The organism is Emticicia sp. CRIBPO (assembly GCF_009905725.1).
GTDB lineage: Bacteria > Bacteroidota > Bacteroidia > Cytophagales > Spirosomataceae > Leadbetterella.
Map to the genome: position 1 here is coordinate 173,801 of NZ_JAAAKV010000008.1, position 21,132 is coordinate 194,932.

Annotated in this window: 22 protein-coding genes; 12 read left to right on the forward strand and 10 right to left on the reverse strand. The window is 41.8% G+C overall.

Going from position 1 to position 21,132, the window contains the following annotated elements:
• The 6 genes from dapB to GVN16_RS17595 all read left to right on the forward strand — a co-directional run bounded on the left by dapB (position 1) and on the right by GVN16_RS17595 (position 5,068).
• Positions 1-720, forward strand: coding sequence for a 4-hydroxy-tetrahydrodipicolinate reductase (gene dapB / locus GVN16_RS17570; RefSeq protein ID WP_166565232.1), 720 nt, complete (start codon positions 1-3; stop codon positions 718-720).
• An 81-nt stretch (positions 721-801) separates the two neighbouring features.
• Entirely contained in the window at positions 802-1,941 is a 1,140-nt protein-coding gene (gene lepB / locus GVN16_RS17575; RefSeq protein ID WP_166565233.1) for a signal peptidase I, read from the forward strand.
• Positions 1,942-2,079: 138 nt separating this feature from the next.
• Entirely contained in the window at positions 2,080-3,207 is a 1,128-nt protein-coding gene (lepB, locus tag GVN16_RS17580; protein WP_166565234.1) for a signal peptidase I, read from the forward strand.
• Between the two features lie 450 nt (positions 3,208-3,657).
• On the forward strand, positions 3,658-4,110 hold the full coding sequence (locus GVN16_RS17585) for a hypothetical protein (RefSeq protein WP_166565235.1): 453 nt from the start codon (positions 3,658-3,660) through the stop codon (positions 4,108-4,110).
• A gap of 26 nt (positions 4,111-4,136) precedes the next feature.
• Positions 4,137-4,589 carry a hypothetical protein gene (locus GVN16_RS17590; protein WP_166565236.1) on the forward strand — a complete coding sequence of 151 codons (453 nt, stop codon included), beginning with the start codon at positions 4,137-4,139 and terminating at the stop codon, positions 4,587-4,589.
• Positions 4,590-4,615: 26 nt separating this feature from the next.
• Entirely contained in the window at positions 4,616-5,068 is a 453-nt protein-coding gene (locus GVN16_RS17595) for a hypothetical protein (protein ID WP_166565237.1), read from the forward strand.
• Positions 5,069-5,073: 5 nt separating this feature from the next.
• Here the strand turns inward: GVN16_RS17595 and ung are convergent, their stop codons facing one another.
• Positions 5,074-5,739, reverse strand: coding sequence for a uracil-DNA glycosylase (gene ung, locus GVN16_RS17600; protein WP_166565238.1), 666 nt, complete (start codon positions 5,737-5,739; stop codon positions 5,074-5,076).
• A gap of 187 nt (positions 5,740-5,926) precedes the next feature.
• On the opposite strand from ung, the gene apaG reads away from it, so the two are divergent.
• Both apaG and GVN16_RS17610 read left to right on the forward strand, forming a co-directional pair.
• Positions 5,927-6,313, forward strand: a complete 387-nt coding sequence (gene apaG, locus GVN16_RS17605) for a Co2+/Mg2+ efflux protein ApaG (RefSeq protein WP_166565239.1) — start codon at positions 5,927-5,929, stop codon at positions 6,311-6,313.
• Positions 6,314-6,323: 10 nt separating this feature from the next.
• Positions 6,324-7,097, forward strand: coding sequence for an O-methyltransferase (locus GVN16_RS17610; RefSeq protein ID WP_166565240.1), 774 nt, complete (start codon positions 6,324-6,326; stop codon positions 7,095-7,097).
• Here GVN16_RS17610 and GVN16_RS17615 read toward each other — a convergent pair.
• The 6 genes from GVN16_RS17615 to GVN16_RS17640 are packed head-to-tail and all read right to left on the reverse strand — an operon-like array spanning position 7,094 to position 13,111.
• Positions 7,094-8,377 (reverse strand): DUF58 domain-containing protein, encoded by a 1,284-nt coding sequence (locus tag GVN16_RS17615; protein WP_205748904.1) that lies wholly within the window; start codon positions 8,375-8,377, stop codon positions 7,094-7,096. The genes GVN16_RS17610 and GVN16_RS17615 overlap by 4 nt on opposite strands.
• Positions 8,378-8,425: 48 nt before the next feature.
• The gene (locus tag GVN16_RS17620) at positions 8,426-9,397 is read right to left on the reverse strand and encodes a MoxR family ATPase (RefSeq protein WP_166565242.1); all 972 of its coding nucleotides are present in this window, start codon (positions 9,395-9,397) and stop codon (positions 8,426-8,428) included.
• Between the two features lie 2 nt (positions 9,398-9,399).
• On the reverse strand, positions 9,400-10,623 hold the full coding sequence (locus GVN16_RS17625) for a DUF4350 domain-containing protein (protein ID WP_166565243.1): 1,224 nt from the start codon (positions 10,621-10,623) through the stop codon (positions 9,400-9,402).
• 5 nt (positions 10,624-10,628) lie between these two features.
• Positions 10,629-11,330, reverse strand: coding sequence for a DUF4129 domain-containing protein (locus GVN16_RS17630; protein ID WP_166565244.1), 702 nt, complete (start codon positions 11,328-11,330; stop codon positions 10,629-10,631).
• Entirely contained in the window at positions 11,317-12,174 is an 858-nt protein-coding gene (locus GVN16_RS17635; RefSeq protein ID WP_166565245.1) for a hypothetical protein, read from the reverse strand. The genes GVN16_RS17630 and GVN16_RS17635 overlap by 14 nt, the downstream gene beginning before the upstream one ends.
• A complete protein-coding gene (locus tag GVN16_RS17640; protein WP_166565246.1) occupies positions 12,167-13,111 on the reverse strand; it encodes a stage II sporulation protein M in 945 nt (314 codons plus the stop codon). Before GVN16_RS17640 ends, GVN16_RS17635 begins: the two co-directional genes overlap by 8 nt.
• A 38-nt stretch (positions 13,112-13,149) precedes the next feature.
• Between GVN16_RS17640 and GVN16_RS17645 the strand changes: the two genes are divergently transcribed.
• Entirely contained in the window at positions 13,150-13,896 is a 747-nt protein-coding gene (locus tag GVN16_RS17645) for an RDD family protein (protein ID WP_166565247.1), read from the forward strand.
• On the opposite strand, the gene GVN16_RS17650 is transcribed toward GVN16_RS17645, so the two are convergent.
• Positions 13,887-14,342, reverse strand: a complete 456-nt coding sequence (locus tag GVN16_RS17650; RefSeq protein WP_166565248.1) for a GNAT family N-acetyltransferase — start codon at positions 14,340-14,342, stop codon at positions 13,887-13,889. The two genes, GVN16_RS17645 and GVN16_RS17650, sit on opposite strands and share 10 nt — an antisense overlap.
• A 576-nt stretch (positions 14,343-14,918) precedes the next feature.
• Here GVN16_RS17650 and GVN16_RS17655 point away from each other — a divergent pair.
• From GVN16_RS17655 to GVN16_RS17665, 3 genes are all read left to right on the forward strand, one after another.
• Entirely contained in the window at positions 14,919-16,067 is a 1,149-nt protein-coding gene (locus GVN16_RS17655) for a DUF4249 domain-containing protein (protein ID WP_166565249.1), read from the forward strand.
• A gap of 114 nt (positions 16,068-16,181) precedes the next feature.
• The gene (locus GVN16_RS17660; protein ID WP_166565250.1) at positions 16,182-17,321 is read left to right on the forward strand and encodes a DUF4249 domain-containing protein; all 1,140 of its coding nucleotides are present in this window, start codon (positions 16,182-16,184) and stop codon (positions 17,319-17,321) included.
• A gap of 28 nt (positions 17,322-17,349) precedes the next feature.
• Entirely contained in the window at positions 17,350-19,740 is a 2,391-nt protein-coding gene (locus tag GVN16_RS17665; RefSeq protein WP_229244224.1) for a TonB-dependent receptor, read from the forward strand.
• Here the strand turns inward: GVN16_RS17665 and GVN16_RS17670 are convergent.
• Together GVN16_RS17670 and GVN16_RS17675 are read right to left on the reverse strand one after the other, a co-directional pair.
• Positions 19,727-20,464 (reverse strand): DUF3307 domain-containing protein, encoded by a 738-nt coding sequence (locus GVN16_RS17670; RefSeq protein ID WP_166565251.1) that lies wholly within the window; start codon positions 20,462-20,464, stop codon positions 19,727-19,729. The two genes, GVN16_RS17665 and GVN16_RS17670, sit on opposite strands and share 14 nt — an antisense overlap.
• An 11-nt stretch (positions 20,465-20,475) precedes the next feature.
• The gene (locus GVN16_RS17675) at positions 20,476-21,063 is read right to left on the reverse strand and encodes a hypothetical protein (protein WP_166565252.1); all 588 of its coding nucleotides are present in this window, start codon (positions 21,061-21,063) and stop codon (positions 20,476-20,478) included.
• Positions 21,064-21,132 lie beyond the last annotated feature (69 nt).

A 21,132-nucleotide genomic window follows, 5' to 3' on the forward strand; every position in this document is an offset into this window, starting at 1 on the left:
ATGAGAATAGCGTTGCTCGGATACGGGAAAATGGGTAAAACCATTGAAAAAATAGCTCTGGAAAGAGGACATGAAATTGTGGCAAGGATTGACGTTTCGAACAGCGGTGATCGTGATAAGCTGACCGCTTCCAACACCGATGTGGTGATTGAATTCAGTTCTCCTGCTGCTGCTTTTGATAACATTAAGTTCTGTATGCAAAAAGGAATCAGGACGGTTTCCGGCACCACAGGATGGCTGGAGCACAAGCCTGAAATTGAAAAAATGTGCATTGAAAACCAGGCGGCCTTCTTTTATGCAAGCAATTACAGCATCGGGGTTAACCTCTTCTTCAAACTGAACAGTTTTCTGGCCAAGCTGATGAAAGGACAGAACCAGTACGAGGTAAGTACGGATGAAATCCATCATACAGAGAAGCTTGATGCACCCAGCGGAACGGCCATCACGCTCGCAGAAGGCATCATTGACAACCTGGGTTCCAAAACACAATGGGTCAATAACCAGATTGCCGGTAATGCTGAAGTTCCTATCTGGTCACTAAGAGAAGGAAAAGTGCCGGGAACACACATCATCAAGTACATTTCTGACGTGGATCAGATCGAAATCAAACATGAGGCCCGCAGCCGTCAGGGTTTTGCTCTGGGAGCCGTGCTTGCTGCCGAATGGGTTTCAGATAAGCAGGGAATCCTGGGTATGGATGATATGCTTAAATTGAGCTGAGTGTATATGTTTATCCCTTAAAAATGGGTTATTTCAATAAAATAAGTTACTTTCGCCAAAATTTAAAACTCAAAATCTGTGATGACAGAAGTAAAAGATAAAAAAGAAGTTATTGAGAAAAAGAAGAAGTCGCCGCTGAGAGAATGGTTCGATTCGGTACTTTTTGCTGTAGTTGCGGCTACCCTTATCCGTTGGTTATTATTGGAAGCTTACACCATCCCTACGGGTTCGATGGAAAAAAGCCTTTTAATAAACGACTTTTTGTTTGTCAGCAAGGTGCATTATGGTACCCGTACACCTAAGACTATCCTTCAGATGCCTTTGACTCACCAGAAAATCTGGTTTACTGATATACCTTCTTACCTGGACTGGATCCAGTTGCCTAATTACAGACTTCCCGGCTTTACATCTGTGAAAAACGGGGATGTGGTGGTGTTTAACTATCCCGGATGTCCTGAAAGACCTGATGAATTCGGTGGATATGACAAATACCCGGTTGATTTAAGGACGAACTACATCAAAAGATGTATCGGTATTCCTGGCGACGTGGTGGAATCTAAAGAGACCAATATCTATGTAAATTCCAAGTTGTTTCCAAACCCGGAATTTATGCAGAAATGGTACAAATTAGAAGCAAAAGAAAGTGTTAACCCTAAGTTGTTTATCAAGCACGGTATTACCGACAGAGGTTCTGTTTCTGAAAACGGAAAATACTACTATGACATTACAGCCACAGAAGCGGCGATCAAAGGACTTAAAGACCTTGATTTTGTAGTGAACGTTTATCCTGACATTCTTAAGGCCAACGATAGTCTTACTTACTATAAGAGTTTTCCGTATAATCCTAAGCTGTTTAACTGGAACAGGGATAATTTTGGCCCGTTGACTGTTCCTAAGAAAGGAATGACGATTAAACTGGACGAGAAAAATACGGCCCTTTACAAAGGTGTAATCACTACTTTTGATCACAATAAAAATGCTGAGTATAAAGATGGCAAAATCTTCATTGACGGTAAGCAGATCACTGAGTATACTTTCAAACAGGATTATTACTTCATGATGGGTGATAACCGTTATGAATCTGATGATTCAAGATACTGGGGTTTTGTGCCTGAAGACCATATTGTAGGAAAAGCAGTGTTTATCTGGATGTCGATCGATAAGGATGGCAGTTTCCTTAACAAGCTGCGATGGAACAGGTTATTCAGTCTGATAAAATAATAAAAAGCCGGGTTTAGCCCGGCTTTTTTGTTTTAAGTGTCTTTCATTCATCAACTTGAATCAACCGCTTATCCTAAAAGCCTGTTCTTTTTTTGTGATTTGATTTACTTGCGTTCGTATTTAAACCCGAAGCCTGTTATGACCGCAACAAAAGAAACTGCTGAAAAGAAAAAGAAATCGCCGCTGAGAGAGTGGTTTGACTCCGTCCTGTTTGCTGTTGTAGCCGCCACGCTGATCCGCTGGCTGTTTTTAGAGGCCTATACCATCCCCACGGGCTCTATGGAAAAAAGTCTTCTGATCAACGACTTTTTGTTTGTCAGCAAGGTGCATTACGGCAGCCGTACACCCAAGACCATCCTGCAGATGCCACTTACCCACCAGAAAATCTGGTTTACCGAAATACCTTCGTACCTGGACTGGATACAGTTGCCCAATTACAGGCTTCCTGGCTTTACTTCCGTCAAGAACGGGGATGTAGTGGTATTTAACTATCCGGGCTGTCCTGAGCGGCCTGACGAGTTCGGGGGCTATGATAAATACCCGCTTGATCTGAGAACAAACCTGATCAAAAGATGTATCGGCATACCGGGCGATGTGGTGGAATCAAAAGAGACGGTGATCACTGTCAATGGTAAGGTATTCCCGGATCCGGAGTTTATGCAGAAATGGTACCGTATTGAAAGCAATACCAACATCAATCCGAACCTGTTCAAGAAGCTTGGTGTAACAGACAGGGGTTCGGCAACGCAGGATGGTAAATACTATTATGATATAACTGCTACCAAAGGAGCACTTGAAAAACTGAAAGGGGAGGACTTTGTCAAAAATGTATATCCGGATATCCTGAAGGCCAATGACAGTCTCACAGTTTACAAATCATTTCCTTATAATAATAGGTTTAACTGGAACCGCGATAATTTCGGGCCGTTGACCGTGCCCAAAAAAGGTATGAAAATCCAGCTGGATGAAAAGAATACAGCTCTTTACAAAGGAATCATCACCACATTTGATCATAATGATAAAGCCGAATATAAAGACGGGAAAATCTATCTGGATGGAAAACAGATCACTGAATATACTTTTAAGCAGAACTATTACTTTATGATGGGCGATAACCGCTATGACTCAGACGACTCAAGATACTGGGGTTTTGTGCCCGAAGACCACCTGGTAGGGAAGGCGGTATTTATCTGGATGTCCATAGACGCAGACGCCAATTTCTTTAATAAACTGAGATGGAAGCGGTTGTTTAGTTTGATCAGATAAGTGATTGATTATATAAATGTAAAACCGGGTCTAAACCCGGTTTTTTTGCGTAATGGGGCGTGTAAATTCCATACGGATTTATATTTTATGTGTAAAGCGAATAAATATAATTTACCGTTAAATAATTTTTTTATTGGATTATTGTTTTCTTTCTGTTATTATTGCTCGTATAATAATATAAATTCAACAATAATATGAAAAAACACATTATCCTCCTTCTCCTGCTTGTTCTTGTTTCTGAATCGTTTGGACAGTCTTATCACAACTTAACACTAGAGAACGGATCGTCACCTGTTCTAAGTTAAAGGCGTATTTTCAGCTGACTTCTCTTTAAATTTTTGTTACAACATATATGGCAGTCTGGACAAACTCTTCTGGTCCTTACACTTCAACATATATTGAATAATAATAAAATAGAAAAAGTCAGGTTACACTTTAAATGACATAATAATGAAAAAAGTTACTCTTTTCATATCGGTTTTCTTAATAGGCAGTGCTTGCAAGAAAATCGACCTAGAAGTAATTCAAAAAACGGATCAATGCAATCCAAAGGATCCAGTCCCTTATTTTGAAGCAATAGAATTGACAGCTTATGTCATTGGCACTCATCAGGATTCTGGTAGACTAAGAGTCCGATTTTCAGATACTTCTCAGTATTCTGCTCAATTAAAGCATTTTTATCCTGAGCTAATCCATGAATTGGCAGGATATAATTGCTGTCCGTGTAATTTACCAGTGCAATTTCAAAAGGAAGGAAAGAAATTCAGAATCAGTGGCATTTCCAGGATAGAAAGAAGTTCTCTCGAGTTTTATCAGAACCTGGTAGAGAACCCAACAAATCAGCCTCATGATAGCGATGATTGCTTGCCGTTTGAAATCACGAAGATCGAAGCGATTGAGTAGAAATGGAATCAAAACTAAAAATGACAATGAAAAAGCTAAGTATGTCGATGTTGATTTTATCAACGATGTTATTTTCCTGTAAAGAGGATGTAGCGAAGGTAAATCAGAGACCAGATCAATGCAAACCTCAGGATCCGGTGACGTATTACGAATTAAAGGATGCAGAGGTCGTTGTCATTGGACTCCACAAAGCTTCCGGAAGACTCAGAGTTATCTTTAAAGATACTACTAATATGGATTTTAAATTAAAGCTGTTCTATCCTGAGCTGCTACATGAATTGACCCCTGATTGTTGCCCGTGTAATTTGCCTGTACAATATCAAAAAGAAGGACAGGCATTTAAGATAAGTGGGGTATCCAGAATAGAAAGAAGTTCTCTCGAGTTTTATCAGAATCTGGTAGAAAATCCTACAAATCAGCCTCACGATGGCGATGATTGCCTGCCATTTGAAATCACGAAGATCGAAGCAATTGATTAGAAATGGAATCAAACATAAACACAACAATGAAAAAAATAAGTATGCCGATGTTGATTTTATTAACGATATTAATTTCCTGTAAAGAGGACGTAGCGAAGGTAAATCAGAGACCAGATCAATGTTCACCTACGGATCCTGTAACATACTATGAATTAAAGGATGCTGAGGTTGTTGTTACCGGCCTGCACAAAGCTTCAGGAAGATTCAGAGTAATGTTCAGAGATACGACTCATTTGGATTCCAAATTAAAGCTTTTCTACCCGGAACTCAGACATGAATTGGGGCCGAATTGTTGCCCCTGCAACTTACCTGCACAACTTCAAAAGGAAGGACAAAAACTTAGAATCAGCGGCATTTCGAGAATAGAAAGAAGTTCTCTTAAATTCTATCAAAATCTCGTGGCAAATCCTTCCAATCAACCGCATGATTCAGATGATTGCCTGCCATTTGAAATCACGAAGATTGAGGCCGTTGAGTAGAAGAATCACCAGTTAACCTCCTCAAATCCCCTGGCTTTCAGGTAATTATTGGCCTGGCTGAAGTGTTTTTGTCCGAACCAGCCACCAAAATTAGCTGAGAGCGGGGAGGGGTGTTTGGCTTTCAGCACGAAATGCTTGCTGGAATCTATGAATTTGCCTTTGTTTTGGGCATATGAACCCCAGAGCATGAAAACCAGGTTGCTTTTTTCCCTGTTGAGAACATCAATCACCGCATCTGTAAAGGTTTCCCAGCCTATTTTCTGATGTGATCCGGCCTGGGCCGCCCTTACCGTGAGCGTGGCGTTAAGTAAAAGTACGCCTTGCTCAGCCCATTTTTCAAGATTTCCTGAGACAGGAATCGGTTTGTCGAGGTCTTCCTTGATTTCTTTGAAAATATTCATCAGGGATGGTGGGAAAGCAATGCCGTCATTGACAGAAAAGCAGAGTCCGTGAGCCTGATTTGGACCATGATAAGGATCTTGCCCGATGATGACGACTTTTGTTTCGTCAAAAGGACATTTGTCAAAGGCATTGAATATCAGCTTTCCGGGAGGATAACAGACGTATTTCTGGTATTCTGATTTAACAAAATCTGTAAGTTGGGTGAAGTAAGGCTTATGGAATTCAGGCTCCAGTCTGGTAGCCCAGCTGGGCTCAATTTTGACACTCATCTGCTAAGAATGATTAATGTTTTGGTAAAACAAAGTTATGGCTAAATATCAGATTAAGTGAATCTCATTGAGATTTTATCATCAAAGAATTGGCTTATTCCCGATAATTTTCGATTCAGGTTTGAATTTTAATATTAAATTTGCGTTATTTATAGTAAGCAATTACAAATTTTTAAATCAGAAAACAATGGTAACCGCTATTACTCAGGGCATAAAAGTCAGTGTAATAACTGAATTTCAGCCATTCTATTCGAATCCCTTTCAAAACCATTTTGTTTTTTCATACAAAATAAGGATTGAAAACCAGAGTGAAAATACTATTCAGCTGTTGAGAAGGCATTGGCACATTGTTGATTCTATCGGTCATAATTATGAAGTGGAAGGAGAAGGTGTGGTAGGCTTACAGCCGGTCATCGAATCCGGAGAATTTCATGAGTATGTGTCAGGTTGTAACCTGAGTTCTTCTGTCGGTAAAATGTACGGGACTTTCCTGATGGAGCGTCTTATTGACGGCAAAGAACTAAGCATTGAGATTCCTGAATTCACGATGGTGACGCCTTATTTGTTAAACTAAACCGCTATTGATGCTTTCTGACTTTTTCAGGTATTTGTACAGAGCTACAAATCACCATGGTATACATTCCCCTTTTGTGTATGATTTTTACAATTCTGTGGTCAGATCCAAGGTAAAACCGGATGTATCACAGCAGATTGAACATCTCAGGAAATCTCTTAAAAAAGATGACCGTATGATCAATATAGTTGATTTCGGGGCGGGTTCAAAGAAAGACGGAAAGAAGCAAAGGAAAGTCTCAGATATCATTAAATCTGCCGAAAAGGCACCCAAATGGGGTATTTTGCTTCATTATATCATTAAAAAGTTTGGTTACAGGCAGATCATTGACCTGGGTACTTCATTCGGTATCACCACGGCTTATCAGGCTGTGGCTGATCCGGCTGCACGTGTAATCAGTTTTGAAGGATGCCCTGAAACTGCTGACATTGCCAAAGAGAATTTTAAAAAACTCAACCTTTCAAATATTGAGCTGATCACAGGGAATATAGATGAAACCTTAACTGCCAGGGTTTCTGAAATGCCGGTTGCGGACATGGTTTTCTTTGATGCCAATCACAGGTATGAGCCTACGTTGAGGTATTTTGAGATCTGCCTGGCCAGGAAAAATGAAAACAGCTGTTTTGTTTTTGATGACATTTACTGGTCAGATGAAATGAAAGCGGCCTGGGAACAGATCAAACAGCACGAAGAGGTTACCGTAACGATCGATTTATTTTTTGTCGGGTTGGTTTTTTTTAGAAAAGGTCAGGCCAGGGAACATTTTATCCTGAGGTATTTTTAAATCAGGTTCTTTGATTTAAACTCAATGTATTTATTGATGGTGTTGATGGTGAGATCTTCAGGTTTGGTCAGCAGGGTCTGGATGCCATATTTTTTCAATTCTGTGACAATCAGTTCCTTCTCGAATTTATATTTCTCGGCAATCGACTTGGTGTACACTTCTTTCAGACTCCCTGCAGGCTGATTCATAAAGGCATCAAGCTCCGTATTCTCGAAAATAACTACCATAAGCAGGTGATTTTCATTGAGTTTTCTCAACATCCTTAATTGCCGCTTCATAGAATTCACCGTTTCGAAATTAGTGAAAAGTACGAGTAAACTTCTTTGGCTTATTTTTGATCTCACAGCAGTGTAAAGCCTCTCGTAGTCACTTTCAGAAAAATCTGTCTCCTGTTTGTACAGCACTTCCAGTATGGTCTGGATCTGGGCAGTTTGTCTCTGAGCGGTTACAAACTGGTCTATTTTCCTTGAAAAAGTAACAAGTCCGGCCTTGTCCTGTTTCAACAGGGCGATTTTGCTGAGCACCAGTGCCGCATTAATGGAGTAATCCAGCAGGGAAAGTCCGGCAAACGGTATTTCCATGACCCGGCATTTGTCTACCAGGCAATAAACATTCTGGGCTCTCTCGTCCTGGTAGGCATTGACCATAAATTCATTCCTGCGGGCGGTAGCTTTCCAGTTGATGGTCCGGATATCGTCACCGGTGGCGTAATGCCTGACCTGGTCAAACTCCTGGCTTTGTCCCAGCTTCCTGATTTTCTTCAAACCGATGTCTGTCAACCTGTTTGAAATGGCCATTAATTCATATTTCCTCATGTTGATGAAGGAAGGATAAACCGCTACCATTTTCTGCTCATCAAAAGCAAACAGCTTTCTGACAAAACCCAGGGGACTGGAGACGTAGCAATTGATCTTCCCGAAGTCGTATTCACCCCTTTGTGTAGGGCGGATGGAGTAATGGATGGTTCTGGCTGTTCCCGCTTCTATGACATCAGGAAACAGCACGTCTCTCCGCTGAAACTGAAACGGGATTTCGTCTATGACCTGGACACCGATCTTGAATTTGTAGTTATTTTCTATTAAAATAGAAACCGGATTTTCGTCACCATTGGAAAATCTGTCAGCCATTGACCTTCGGGCAAACAGTGCCCCCGAGGGAATGAACAGCAGCAGGTAATCTATAATAACGAAGGACAAAAAGAAAGCAAAGAGAATCTCCGACACCACAAAAATGGCGGGAATAAAGTAGGCGAACATAAACAGGAAGATGAAAACGATCATTCCTGTAAAGAACCGCCTGGTTAAAAACAAATGCCGGAGGAATTTCACTTATCTCGGTACTTCAATTTTTTGAACAATATGATGAATAACCTGGTCGGTGCTGAGCCCTTCCATTTCTTTTTCTGGGGTGAGGATGATCCTGTGTCTTAACACCGCCGGAACCAGCTCCTGTATGTCCTCAGGTGTCACAAAATCACGGCCATTGATGGCTGCAAATGATTTTGAGGCGTTGAGCAAAGCAACTGAGGCTCTCGGCGAGGCTCCCAGGAAGATGCTTTTGCTGCTCCTGGTCTCAGAAATGATTTTAGCGATATATTCCAGTAATTTATCTTCAACAAAAACCTGTTTTACTTTTTCCTGGATAGAATTGATCTGTTCTTTTGAAATCAGGGCAATGATACCGGATAAATCCTTGGTTCTGTCGGGATGCAGGTGATGTCCTTTCAGGATTTCGATTTCCTGCTCCAGGTCGGGGTAATCAATCAGAATTTTAAACAGAAAACGATCCAGCTGAGCCTCAGGGAGTCTGTAAGTACCTTCGTGTTCAACCGGGTTCTGAGTGGCCAGTACCATAAATGGCTTTTCAAGGAGGTAGGTAGACCCGCTGTTGGTGATTTGCCGCTCTTCCATGACTTCAAATAAAGCCGCCTGGGTTTTAGCCGGAGAGCGGTTTATTTCGTCGATCAGGACAAGGTTCGAAAAAATAGGCCCGGATTTGAATTCAAAATCTACTGTTTTCGGATTAAATATCGCTGTGCCGAGGATATCAGAGGGCATAAGATCCGGTGTAAACTGAATCCTGCTGAAATCTACTGAAAGCGTTTTGGCCAGTGTCTTGGCCGTCAGGGTTTTGGCTACGCCCGGAACCCCCTCTATTAATACATGGCCTTCTGCAAACAAGGCCGTCAGCAGGTAATCCACAAACCTGGATTGACCGATAATGATCTGAGAAACCTGCTCTCTTATTTTCCGGACGGACTCTGATAGTTCAGATAAATCAATACGATTTTCGTAATTCATTTTTACAAGGTTTTTTTATGAAATGATTCAACCATCTGATTGAAAGTAATTAAGTCCTGATCACTGATGTCTTGTGAAGAATCGATGCTTTCCATCCATTCTGTAAGTGTTTTTATTTCGTCCCGGGTCACTCCGGTTTTATGAGCGAGTTTTTCCCGGAATTCCTCAGAATAGCCTTCAAAACGGATCCCGGTCTTTTTAAGGATGGTCCATTTCAGGTATTCCACTTTTTTGGCAGCCAGCGAAATGTTGTCCTTTTTGTGATAATAAAGCTGCCCGATGGTCCTGATAAAGTCAAGCGTTGTGTTTTGTTTGGGATTAATGACAGGAATAATCCTCTGGGTTCTTTTGCCTTCAAAGAAAAGATACAGCAGCATGCCATAGAGACAAAGATAATAAACCCAGTAAAGAGCCGGCTTACTTTTCATAAATCTGAAAACAGATTCTTCACCCAAACGCCCCTGCTTGGTATATTCATCATAATAAGTAGGCAAAACAGGCAGATAGGAGATGATCCGGGTAGCAATCGGGTTCCTGTCGTCTTTGAGCAGGTAGTAATTGCAGAAGACTTCCGGAACAGATAAGAGAAACAACTTTCCTTTTCCGACCTGGTAGCTGATAAAGTTCGCTTTTGAAGAATCATTTACTGCCAGCACTTTAACACCCAGGGTATCTTTGCTTACAAAATAGGCTTCTGAGCTTTCTTTTTCAAGTTCAGCGGTTTTGTTCTTAAAAACAGGATTGGTCAGCCTGATTTTAAGAGGTTTCAGCTTTGGGTTCAGTTTATTTTTTAAAACAGAAGCCAGGTTGGCTTGCTTTAATTTAAGATTTAGGGTGTCCAGCAGTTTTTCAGGAAAAGAATTGGAAGCTATAAAGAGGTAATTACCATCAGCAGCGTAATCCATCAGCTTATCAACGTCCATTTCCGACAAACCTTTGTTCTGATAGCCTTCACCCAGATATTGGTCTATTATGATATAATTGCTCTTTTGGGGCAGTTTGCCTTCAGTAAGCAGGTTATAAGCCGGTATTCTGACAGTTTCAACCGCACGGTCAGGGAAAAACTCAGGAAGTATCTTGTGGAAAATTTCCAGCCCGAAAGGGTTCTTGTCGGTACTTTTGAAGGTACGAGTCCAGTCGATTTTCTTCGGTGTATTGTAATCAACATACACGATCGCGAGGATCAGGCCGAGAATAAAAGCGATATAAAGTTTGTTGTATTTCAAACAGGTCAGATTTTAAAATTTTCAAACTTCATTTTTATTTCTTCGAAGTCGGTTTTTCCTACTTCAAAGTTGCCGTACCAGCTGTACTCGAAAGCATCCGTAAGGCTGCCGAAGTCTTTCTGCACAGCGGGTTTAAGTTCATGATAATAGCTCCTGTTGGTTTTGTTGGGTTGCCAGGCAATGAGGTGCTTATCGGCCAGTGCCTTCAGGGTCTTCAGATAGTACAGCCTGATGGCCAGTTTAAAATCTTCGATATTGATGGCAGCTTCAATCTCTTTTTTGAAATCGCGGCCATGAATGGTTTCTTTTTCAGAATAGTAACTCAATTCAATGTTTTTCTCCTTCCGCTGAAAAGGAGAACTTACATCAAATCCAAAAAAACGGAGCACAAGGTAAGCCAGTGCCAGGGTAATAGCCAGGATGAAAAAGAATTTACGGTAAGAACCTTTGCTGATATCATTGAAAAAATCATCGTACGCTTTCACAACAGAATTAATGAATTTTTCCCACCAGGTATTCAGGGGTGGGGTAATTTCGAAACCATACTGATAATCTTTCTGGCCTTTCAGTTCCGTCAGGGAAGTCCGGGGCTCTCTTATTTCAAGTCGTGATGAATCAACACTTAAGGAATCTTGTGCCCGGAGGCCCGATCCGTTAAGTGTTATCAGGAGAAATATAAATAAAAATCTAAGCTTACTCTTCAGCATTTTGTCCGATGGATTCAATATCATCAATAAGGCCTGTGGCGTATTTTCTTTCATTCAGGTTAAAGTACTGGAAAGCTATCCCGACGATCAGGATAACATAAACCAGATAAACGCCCAAAAGATACAGAACACCCAAGACAGAAGTAGTAAAGGCATCAATCTGACCCGGATCGTTTATCAGGCTGGTCGTATATATGGTATTGGGTAACGAGAAAAATACACTGATGATTCCGGAGATAAGACCAAGGATCATGATAAGTCCGAATGTGGACCACCACTTTCCTTTGGTGATGGAGAAAGACTCCCTGATGGAATGCGAAATATCAGCATCTTCAAAAACCATGATGCAAAAACTCATGGATAGGACGATGGACACATAAATACCTGGAAGTAATAACAGGCAAGTACCGGCAATGATCAGGATGTAGTTAACGATCGCGAGAATGAAAAGCATCCCGATGTGTCCTTTTGTCACAGACCACACGTCAGCAGGCGTGATATTTTCACGTCCCTGCTTATACAGCTTCATGTAAGAAAGAACCGTGGAAAAAAGTAAAAGACCGGATAAAACAGAAACAAAGATATAAAGAAGACCAAATCCTGAAAACATGGCCATTAATTGTTCAAACGGAAGCGTAGACTGATTGACCAGGCTGTTTTCCGCAATGCTCTTGTAGAGGTTGGCATTAAACAGGCCATAAGCAACACCGGCCAGTAAAGCCAGCGGAAGTACCATATAAGCGAGGCAGGTAAGGAGGGGTTTAAATTCCTGTTTGATAAACACAAAAGTGGCATTTATTTTAGAACCGAAGTCCCGCTCCTGTTGAAGTACAATTTTACTCATGGTTATTTTTATTTAATTTATTGGGTAATAGGATGAAATACCAGAGAATAAGAGAAAGTGAAGAGAAAATAATCAGAAGGCTGACTGCAGGATGCAGTTTGAGCCTTGTCACGAAGCTCTCCAGGAAACCGGCCATGATGAATATGGGCACCAGGCCAACGGTGATTTTCAAACCGTCAGCGGCTCCTTTTCTGAAGGAAACGGACCTGGCGTAGGTGCCGGGAAACAAAAGGCTGTTGCCCATCACAAAACCTGCACAGCCTGCGATCACGATAGCGGATATCTCCAGTGTACCGTGAATCCAGATGGTAAGGAACGACTGAAGCAGGAATCCTTTCTGAAAGAAAAAGTACTGAAACGCTCCCAGCATGATTCCGTTGGAAAACAATATCCAGAAAGTGCCGAAAGAAAAGGTAATCCCAAGCACAAAAGCCATGAAGGCCACACGAATGTTATTGATGGTAATCGAAAAGAACATTGATGTGGAATCGGCCGATTTGTAAATCGCCAGAGGGTCTCCTTTCTGAATGTTTTCAAGTGTGGTGTTGACGTAATCGTCGCCCAGGATGAGCCGGACAAAAGTATCATCATTGGCTGTCGATAAAGCACCAACGATCATGGCCAGCACAAAGAATATAAAGGAATAAAGCAACTGCCTCTGATACTGAAAAAACAGGAAAGGCAGTTCATAGGACCAGAACGTGACAAAGCGGCCTTTCTTTTCTTTTTTGGTGGCGTATATTTTCCGGTAATACTCACTTATCAGGGAATTGAGATAAGCGTACGTCTGTGATTTCGGGAAAAATGTTTTGGCGTAGGCAAGGTCATCAGTAAGCTGGATAAAACTGTCAATCAGATTTTCAGGGTTTTGAGAATCAATGGATTCAAAGTTTCGCCATTTTTCAGAATTTTGCTTTATAAATGCTGATTCCTTCATCCGGATGTGTATATTTGAAAAATTTCTTTAAATATAGTATGTCTGAATTTAATATCCTAACTGCACAAAACGTATCTATTGAATTTGAAAGTGCGGGTGTCGGTGATCGCATAGTGGCCACCATACTGGACTCAATTTTCATATTTTTCTATGTGCTGGTGGTGTATTTCATATTTTTTGCCGTAGTTTTTAGCAAGTCCGGAAATATAGATAGTTCCGATTCTTCATTCTTTATTATTGTAGCGGTGCTCTGCTTTGCACCCGTTATATTTTATCACCTTTTGTCGGAATATTTTTTTAACGGCCAGTCGCTGGGCAAAAGGATCATGAAGATCAGGGTGATCAAACTCGACGGGACTGAGCCGGGAATAGGGGCTTATTTGCTGAGATGGTTGCTGAGATTCGTGGACATTACGATGTTTTCAGGTCTGGTGGCTGTGCTTGCCGTTGTGGTTAGTGAAAAGGGCCAGAGACTGGGAGATATGGCCGCCGGAACAACAGTGATCAGGCAAAAGCCTTTTGTGCCGCTGGATCTCTTAAGACCTGTTGACGTAGCTGCAGATCATAAGGTGAGTTTCCCGGAGGTGGAAAGACTGAGCGACAAAGACATTCATACCATCAAGCTTGTGCTGAGCAGATGGCAGGAGGCCGACAACTATGAAGTGGTAGAGCAGGCGGCATTGAAATTGAAACAAAGCCTGGGAATTACCAATACCAAAGGGCTTTCAGATGTGGATCTTCTGAAAACCATTCTGGCAGATTATGCCCACATTTCTCACTTCTGAGATGGCCCCGGAAAGGTCATAAGGTGACGGGTCTGATGTACTTCAAATCCTTCAGATTCGTAAAGCCTGATCGCCTGTTTGTTATATTGTTCTACTTCCAGCCTCAGTGAGGCCAGACCCATGCCTTCCATCTTTTCTTTGAGTTGTTTCAGGATGATTTTACCGAGCCCTTTGCCCCGGAAATCAGGTTTTATATACAATTCATCAATAAAACCGATCCTTCCCCCGAACTCAAAACTGTATCCGAAAGCCAGCATCAGGTAACCTGCGTCCTGGTCTCCTTCCCTGAAAATGAACAAATGGCCCCAGTCTTTCTGAGTAAATAGTTTTTTGATTTGTTCTTCCCTCGTTTCCCTGTCAAAAGGGTATTGAAACATGTAAAAGAAATCTCCCATCATCGAAAGGAGGTCGTCTGTGTTTTTTGGCTCGGCTGATTCCAGGTTCATCAGGTTTTTTGTTTATCTGCGAAAATGCAAAGTTACAAAAAGCCGATCGGGGATTATAAAGGTTTGTGAATTTATGAGTTGAAAAGGTTTTAAGTCATTACCATGCATTATCTTTATTTAATCTATTTAAGACGATTGTTTACAGCGTTTTGTCTATTGAAAAAGAGTGTCAGTAGATTATTGCGGGGATGTTACCCACTCGGTAATGGTTTAAAGCATAATTGTACTATTTTTGTAAAAAGTATTATTCAACCATTCCTTATAAAAGAGACTTCACCCGGTTATTCCTGATCGGTTTGATTTTCAGTTTTATGTTTTGGTTCGGCTTAGAATAAATTTCCCTTGTCCTGATAAAGCGGGTGAGAAATACCGGTTTTTTAAAAACGGCACAGATCATCCCGGGTAAATTATTGACGCTCAATGATTCAACCATTTGAACAGATTATGGGTCTATATATATGAACAGGGAGTTTGATTTTTTGTGTTGATCCGGATGTAGCTGATGTTCTTGCTCATTTATTGTTGCCGTTTTGCCATTGCACCGCAAGGTGCCAAGTATAATGAAAGCTATTGTTTATGAAAAAAGTGTTTTACCTGTTTTTCCTTTCTGTATTTATCTGGATGGTCTCTTGCGTGGAGCCTGTCGAATTTCTAGCCGGTAATAAAAAAAGTATTCTGATTGTAGATGGTATTATAAGTGATCGTGACGTACAGCAGGCCATATTCCTGAGAAGGGCCTATGTAAGCAGCAACACCAACGTTTTCAAGGCTGTGACAGGAGCTGCGGTTGAGGTCACGGAAAACGGGTCTGCAACGTATAAATGTGTGGAAAAAACTGAGGGAGAATACCTCCTCCCGGTTAATTTCAGAGGCAGGATCGGAAACAGCTATCAATTGAAAATTAAACTCTCAACAGGGGAGGCTTATGAATCGGATGCTCAGAGCATCAGGCCTGTTCCTGAAATAGACAGTGTTTATTCAAAATATGCTCCCTTGGGCGTGGATTGGAAAGGAATAAAGGTAGACGGGGATATTGTTTACCTCGATACCAAAGATTTTCCCGGTACGGATGATTATTTTTCGTGGTCGTGGAAATTGTTCGAAAGGCAGGATTATTGTATGACTTGTAACGGCGGAATGTATCACACTGAAGCTCCGTACAACGGGAGGTGTGTTGATTATCCTCAGTTACAAAGACAAGGGACCATATATGATTATTTTTGTGTGGGCAATTGCTGGGAAATATTTTATTCCAACCAGACGAATGTAATGAGCGATATTTATTCTTCAGGGCAGAAAATACAGGCTAGAAATATTGCACAGATTCCCTATTTTCAAAGGCACGGCTCTGTTTTGGAGGTTTATCAGCAGTCTATTTCACCTGAGGCCTATCGCTTTTTTAAATTGCTGGTTGAGCAGACCCAGAAAACTGGAACGCTGATTGATACGCCCCCTGCTCCTTTGATCGGGAACGTCAAGAGCGTGTCTGACCCTTACGAGGGTGTCGGCGGATACTTTCTGGTCAGTGGTTATAAGGTCCGACAGTTCTGGTTAGACAGGAAAGAGGCGGGCAGGATGAACGCCAGGGCCATTGGTTTGTTTGAAGGCAGGATGGCTAATCCTGAGCCGGTCAATCCCAATCCGCCACCCGTAAGACCACCGGCATTGCCTTGTATAGCGTCTAAAAACCGGACGCCGGACCGTCCGCCGGGCTGGATAGATTAAAAAAACAGGAATCAGGAAATAACATTAACCGGCACACATAACGTATTATACAAATAGTTGATCACCAGATCATTACCCGTTTAACTTGTTAACCCGAAAACAGTCTTAAATTTAATGAAACAAAATATTCTTCTGATTCTTCTTTCGATAGTGATCTGGACTGCCGCCTGTGTGGAGCCATTTGACATAAAACTGACTTCAAAAAAGATAATTCTTGTGGTAGACGGCACACTCAGTGACCAGGATGAACCGCAGGTAATCACGCTAAAGAAAACACAACCGAACACCGGTTATATCAGCTATCTGGCTGAAAGAGAAGCGAAAGTGGTGGTGATTGAAAATGGTACCGTCAGGTATAATTGTGTGGAAGAAGGGCTCGGGAGATATGTGCTTCCTGCCGGTTTTAAACCGAAAGTTAATTCCGATTATACGCTGAGCATCGTGCTTAAGGATGGTACTGAGTACCTTTCCGGGTCCGAAAAAATGAAACCTGTGCCCGAAATCGACTCCCTTTATTCTGAGGTGGTGATCGGCGATATTCCGTATCGTTCCTCCAAAATCAACGGAAACAGGGTTTATCTCAATACGCAGGATTTTAAGGAAACCGGGGATAACTACCTGTGGAACTGGAAGCTCTATGAGAGGCAGACGTATTGTGCTTCATGTCTTGAAGGGCTCTATTACAATACACCATTACCCGCGGGCAGATGTGTGGGCTCCAGTGGCTTACTGGGCACCGGGATCATCTATGATTATTTCTGTCCGGGTGACTGCTGGGAGATTTATTACCAGGACTACATTAACGTGATGAGCGATACGTATTCTAACGGCAACAAGATTACCGGAAGGCTCATTGCCGAAATACCTTTATACCAGACCAGCGGGGCTTTGCTTGAAGTCAAACAACAATCTGTGACCCCCACTTCTTTCAGATACCTTAAATTATTAGCTGAACAATCGCAGAATACAGGTTCTCTGGCTGACACTCCTCCTGCCGCTTTGGTCGGAAATATAAAGAATATAAAAGACCCGTATGAAAGCGTAGGAGGGTACTTTATGGTCAGCAGCTCAAGAACGGCTTATTTCTGGATTAACAGAAATAATGTACCCGGCAACACAACAGGATTATTCGGAGGAAGATCGGCCAATCCTGAGCCACCGACGCCGCCTTTCAGACCACCGGCAGCACCTTGTATAAAAAGTAAAACCAGAACACCTGATAAGCCTAAGGGCTGGGTTGATCCCCAGGTTTAAAATGAACCATGAAATTGTAAAACATTATATGATGAAGAGAATTTTTATCTTTTTAGCCTTTATACTTTCTACTCATGTTTTATACGGCCAGACTTTCGGCAGTATTGAAGGTACAGTTATAGACTCATTGACCAGGCAACCGCTACCGGGGGCTACCATTAACGTCAACTATGGCAATCTTTCGCTGGTGGCGGATAAGGAGGGCAAATTTACCTTTAACTATGCCCGTAAAGGGGTCGTCCTGGTCGTTCGTTTTGTGGGGTACAAACCTTACAGGGTGTCGATTGAAAATGTCGAGAAGATCAAACTGAATGTCGTGCTTTCTGAGATTTCAAGCGACCTGGAAGAGATCATCATCACCAGTAAAAGCCAGATGAATGCGGTTAAACGACCTATTTTAGGGGTCAATTCACTAAGCATTAAAACCCTCAATAAAATTCCTTCCGCTTTGGGGGAAGTCGACATTTTGCGGGGTTTGCAAATGCTTCCGGGGGTAACCAGTGTCGGAGAGGCTGCCAATGGGGTGAACATCAGGGGAGGGGCTACAGATCAGAACCTGATCCTGCTTGATGACGCTCCCATTTTTAACCCTACCCACATGTTCGGCCTTTTTTCTGCCTTTCCTTCTGAAGCTGTTTCCAGTTTCGATCTTTATAAAGGGAATGTTCCGGCAAGATTTGGCGGACGTGCAGCTGCCGTTCTTGACGTATCTCTTTCGCAGCCTTCCCTCGACAAATTTAAAATGCAGGGTGGGGTCAGCATTGTGTCAAACAGGATAAAAATGGACATCCCCATTATAAAAGACCGCCTTGGGGTCATGATTTCCGGAAGGGGAGCTTTCAATGACTTTTTGCTGCCTATCGTATCCAAAAAACTGGATAACATCAGGGCAAAATTCGGTGATGGGGCCTCGAAAATATTCTACAGGGTCAATAACAAGAACACCCTTACACTTTCTTCTTATTACAGCAAGGACTTCTTCCAGACAGAGGTTTTGGGAACCATTAATGATATCAATTCTGTAAATACCCAGTATGATTACCAGACAATCAATCATACCCTTAACTGGTTTTATGCGATCAGCCCTAACCTTAACCTTCAGACCAAGGTTATTTCTTCTCATTATTCGCCGGTGACTATTTTGCCTGAGTTAAACTCCGATAACAAAGTCAGGATCAAATCAGGGGTGAAATACACGCAATTCAAGAGCAATATCAATTATTCTAAAAATAAACATAAGGTGGAAGCCGGTCTGGATGCCATCAATTACCGGATCAATCCCGGGGAGCTGATCCCGGGAAGCAATACAAATTTAAAAGAGATCAAAACCCAACTTGAAAACGCCATGGAGTTTGCGGCATACATTGAAGATGAAGTTGACTTCTCACCTAAGTTTACCCTTTCCGGAGGGCTCAGGTACTCATATTTTGTGAATCTTGGTCCGGCTACGACCAGGCTTTATAAACCTGGTGTTCCGCGGGATGAAATTTCACTTCTGGATACCCTCACTTACGGCAAAAATAAGGTGATCAATACCTATGGCGGACTGGAGCCCCGTTTGGGCTTAAGGTATGAGTTTTCGCCCGGAAAGTCTGTCAAAATGGGGTATAACCTGATGAGGCAATATCTCCAGGTCATTACGAACACCACGACACCGCTTCCGACTTCCCGCTGGAAAACATCCGATAAATACATTAAGCCGCAGATCAGTTCATTATATACCATCGGATACTTCCAGGATATGAAAGAAAGTATTTATGAGTTTTCTGTGGAAACCTACCTGAGATGGACCAAAAATATTGTTGATTACAAGCCGGGAGCTGATTTTCTTTTACAGCAGTATCCTGAGAGCCAGTTGCTACAGGGGCTGAACAAATCCTATGGTCTCGAGCTGATGGTTTCCAAGAAAAAAGGGGAAATGACCGGATGGGTTAACTATACTTTTTCAAGGTCTTTTAACAAAGTTTCTGAAGGACCGGAAGTGGCCCAGCAGGTTAATTTAGGCAACTGGTACCTGGCCAATTACGATCGTCCGCATTCATTCAACGCTACGATGGTACTCAACCAGGGGAAACACCACGATTTCTCGTTTAACTTTACTTACAGCACGGGAAGGCCGTATACTTTGCCTGAAGGATTCATACTTTACCAGGACAGGTCATATCCTTTCTATGCAGAAAGAAATAATGCACGTATTCCTGATTATCACCGTCTTGATTTTGCCTGGAACATTTACAATCCTTCGATGAAGAAAAAAAGATGGACCGGTAACTGGACGTTTACGGTATATAACCTTTACGGAAGGAAAAATGCCTATTCGGTCTTCCTGAAAACCGATGGAACGGCTATCAAGGCCAATAAGCTGACTGTTTTCGGTGCTCCGATCGTTTCGCTCTCTTACAACTTTAAGTTCCTGTAAGCAGTGATTTGATGCCGATGCCGATGAGAATCGTGGATGTAAAACTCATGAGTGTACCTATCAGTACATATTCGGCTTGCTTGAGGTCTGAATCTTTAAACCGTAAAATGGCTTTGGCGGCGATCAGGAAGCCAATGGCAGAAAACTGACCTGCCAGAATAAAGGTCAGGATCAATATCCTTTCCATGATACCTATCCATTTACCGGCTTCGGATAAGCTGACCACTTTATCCTGTGTCATGTTATCTATTTCCATCCTCCACCGGTGGATAAAAATATCGATGATAACCCCCAATGGGAATGTGATGACGGCGTAACCCATGATAATGGCCCAGAAATTGATATTGGCCTCTTTTTGCTGAATGATTCCCTGTATCGTTTTGAATCCGTTGATTATAAATAACCATGTGATGAGGATCATCACCAAATGGAGCAACTGATCAATGATGAAGAACCTGAATTTGTTTTTGCTCAGGTATATTTTAGACAGGTCGATCAGGTAATGAGTAAGGGCTATAAATATGGCTGCCCAGATATTGAATGTGAAAACCAGGACACATACGAAGGTGACGGCTATATGAAAATAGAACTTTACGGACCTGATTTTATGAATGCGTTTGTCTTCTACCCACGACGAAGGCTGAAGAAAATAATCCGATAGGGCATGAGCCAGCAATAATTTAATAAGAATGGCTATTTCGGAAGGTGTAAATAGTTTAAGCATGAATCCGGTGTTTATAAAGTTGCGAACCTTTCATTTATTCTTTTAATGATATCCCAGCCTGTTGTTTTGATCCTGGCATTTACTGAAGACTGTGACTTTCCTATTTGGAGGGCAATCTCCGTTTGATTCAGATCATTCAGCAGCCAGTAAATAGCCTCAGACTGGTTTCTTGTCTGTTTCCTGAAGAAGTAATCCAGCATGTCACAGTAAATACTCCATTCAGAGTCAAGTGAGGCATCATAGGTGAAAACCCCGAAGAGTTTGTCGTCTTCCTTTAGCTTGTCAAGGCCTCTTCCTGAAAGCCTGAAAGCTTCACCGTCAGAGTCCGAGAGCTTTTCTTTCAGATAATCAGCCTCACCTACACCAATGGAAATCCTCGCTTTGATGTTGAGCTTATAGTGAATTAAGGCCTGAAGTATCAGTGTTTCCTGGAGGGCATTACCGTTCGACAGGATCTGAAATGAATCCCCCCTGATAAAAAAATCGTATGTTGAAGCTGACTGATCAGATAAGCTTTTCAGTTCAGAAAAGAGGCTGTTCTTTTTTTCAGCATCGAGTTTTTCTGATTCGATGATATCCCCTGTTATTATTTTAATCATCTTTTCCTTTTATTTACAAAGGTATCGATATTTTTGAATTATCGACAAAAAAACCGATAATTTCAAATT

Bases quoted from the DNA above. Each gene is read 5' to 3' on its own strand.
- dapB (WP_166565232.1), top strand. From the start codon at position 1: ATGAGAATAGCGTTGCTCGGATACGGGAAAATGGGTAAAACCATTGAA.
- lepB (WP_166565233.1), top strand. From the start codon at position 802: ATGACAGAAGTAAAAGATAAAAAAGAAGTTATTGAGAAAAAGAAGAAG.
- lepB (WP_166565234.1), top strand. From the start codon at position 2,080: ATGACCGCAACAAAAGAAACTGCTGAAAAGAAAAAGAAATCGCCGCTG.
- GVN16_RS17585 (WP_166565235.1), top strand. From the start codon at position 3,658: ATGAAAAAAGTTACTCTTTTCATATCGGTTTTCTTAATAGGCAGTGCT.
- GVN16_RS17590 (WP_166565236.1), top strand. From the start codon at position 4,137: ATGAAAAAGCTAAGTATGTCGATGTTGATTTTATCAACGATGTTATTT.
- GVN16_RS17595 (WP_166565237.1), top strand. From the start codon at position 4,616: ATGAAAAAAATAAGTATGCCGATGTTGATTTTATTAACGATATTAATT.
- ung (WP_166565238.1), bottom strand. From the start codon at position 5,739: ATGAGTGTCAAAATTGAGCCCAGCTGGGCTACCAGACTGGAGCCTGAA.
- apaG (WP_166565239.1), top strand. From the start codon at position 5,927: ATGGTAACCGCTATTACTCAGGGCATAAAAGTCAGTGTAATAACTGAA.
- GVN16_RS17610 (WP_166565240.1), top strand. From the start codon at position 6,324: ATGCTTTCTGACTTTTTCAGGTATTTGTACAGAGCTACAAATCACCAT.
- GVN16_RS17615 (WP_205748904.1), bottom strand. From the start codon at position 8,377: ATGATCGTTTTCATCTTCCTGTTTATGTTCGCCTACTTTATTCCCGCC.
- GVN16_RS17620 (WP_166565242.1), bottom strand. From the start codon at position 9,397: ATGAATTACGAAAATCGTATTGATTTATCTGAACTATCAGAGTCCGTC.
- GVN16_RS17630 (WP_166565244.1), bottom strand. From the start codon at position 11,330: ATGCTGAAGAGTAAGCTTAGATTTTTATTTATATTTCTCCTGATAACA.
- GVN16_RS17635 (WP_166565245.1), bottom strand. From the start codon at position 12,174: ATGAGTAAAATTGTACTTCAACAGGAGCGGGACTTCGGTTCTAAAATA.
- GVN16_RS17640 (WP_166565246.1), bottom strand. From the start codon at position 13,111: ATGAAGGAATCAGCATTTATAAAGCAAAATTCTGAAAAATGGCGAAAC.
- GVN16_RS17645 (WP_166565247.1), top strand. From the start codon at position 13,150: ATGTCTGAATTTAATATCCTAACTGCACAAAACGTATCTATTGAATTT.
- GVN16_RS17650 (WP_166565248.1), bottom strand. From the start codon at position 14,342: ATGAACCTGGAATCAGCCGAGCCAAAAAACACAGACGACCTCCTTTCG.
- GVN16_RS17655 (WP_166565249.1), top strand. From the start codon at position 14,919: ATGAAAAAAGTGTTTTACCTGTTTTTCCTTTCTGTATTTATCTGGATG.
- GVN16_RS17660 (WP_166565250.1), top strand. From the start codon at position 16,182: ATGAAACAAAATATTCTTCTGATTCTTCTTTCGATAGTGATCTGGACT.
- GVN16_RS17665 (WP_229244224.1), top strand. From the start codon at position 17,350: ATGATGAAGAGAATTTTTATCTTTTTAGCCTTTATACTTTCTACTCAT.
- GVN16_RS17670 (WP_166565251.1), bottom strand. From the start codon at position 20,464: ATGCTTAAACTATTTACACCTTCCGAAATAGCCATTCTTATTAAATTA.
- GVN16_RS17675 (WP_166565252.1), bottom strand. From the start codon at position 21,063: ATGATTAAAATAATAACAGGGGATATCATCGAATCAGAAAAACTCGAT.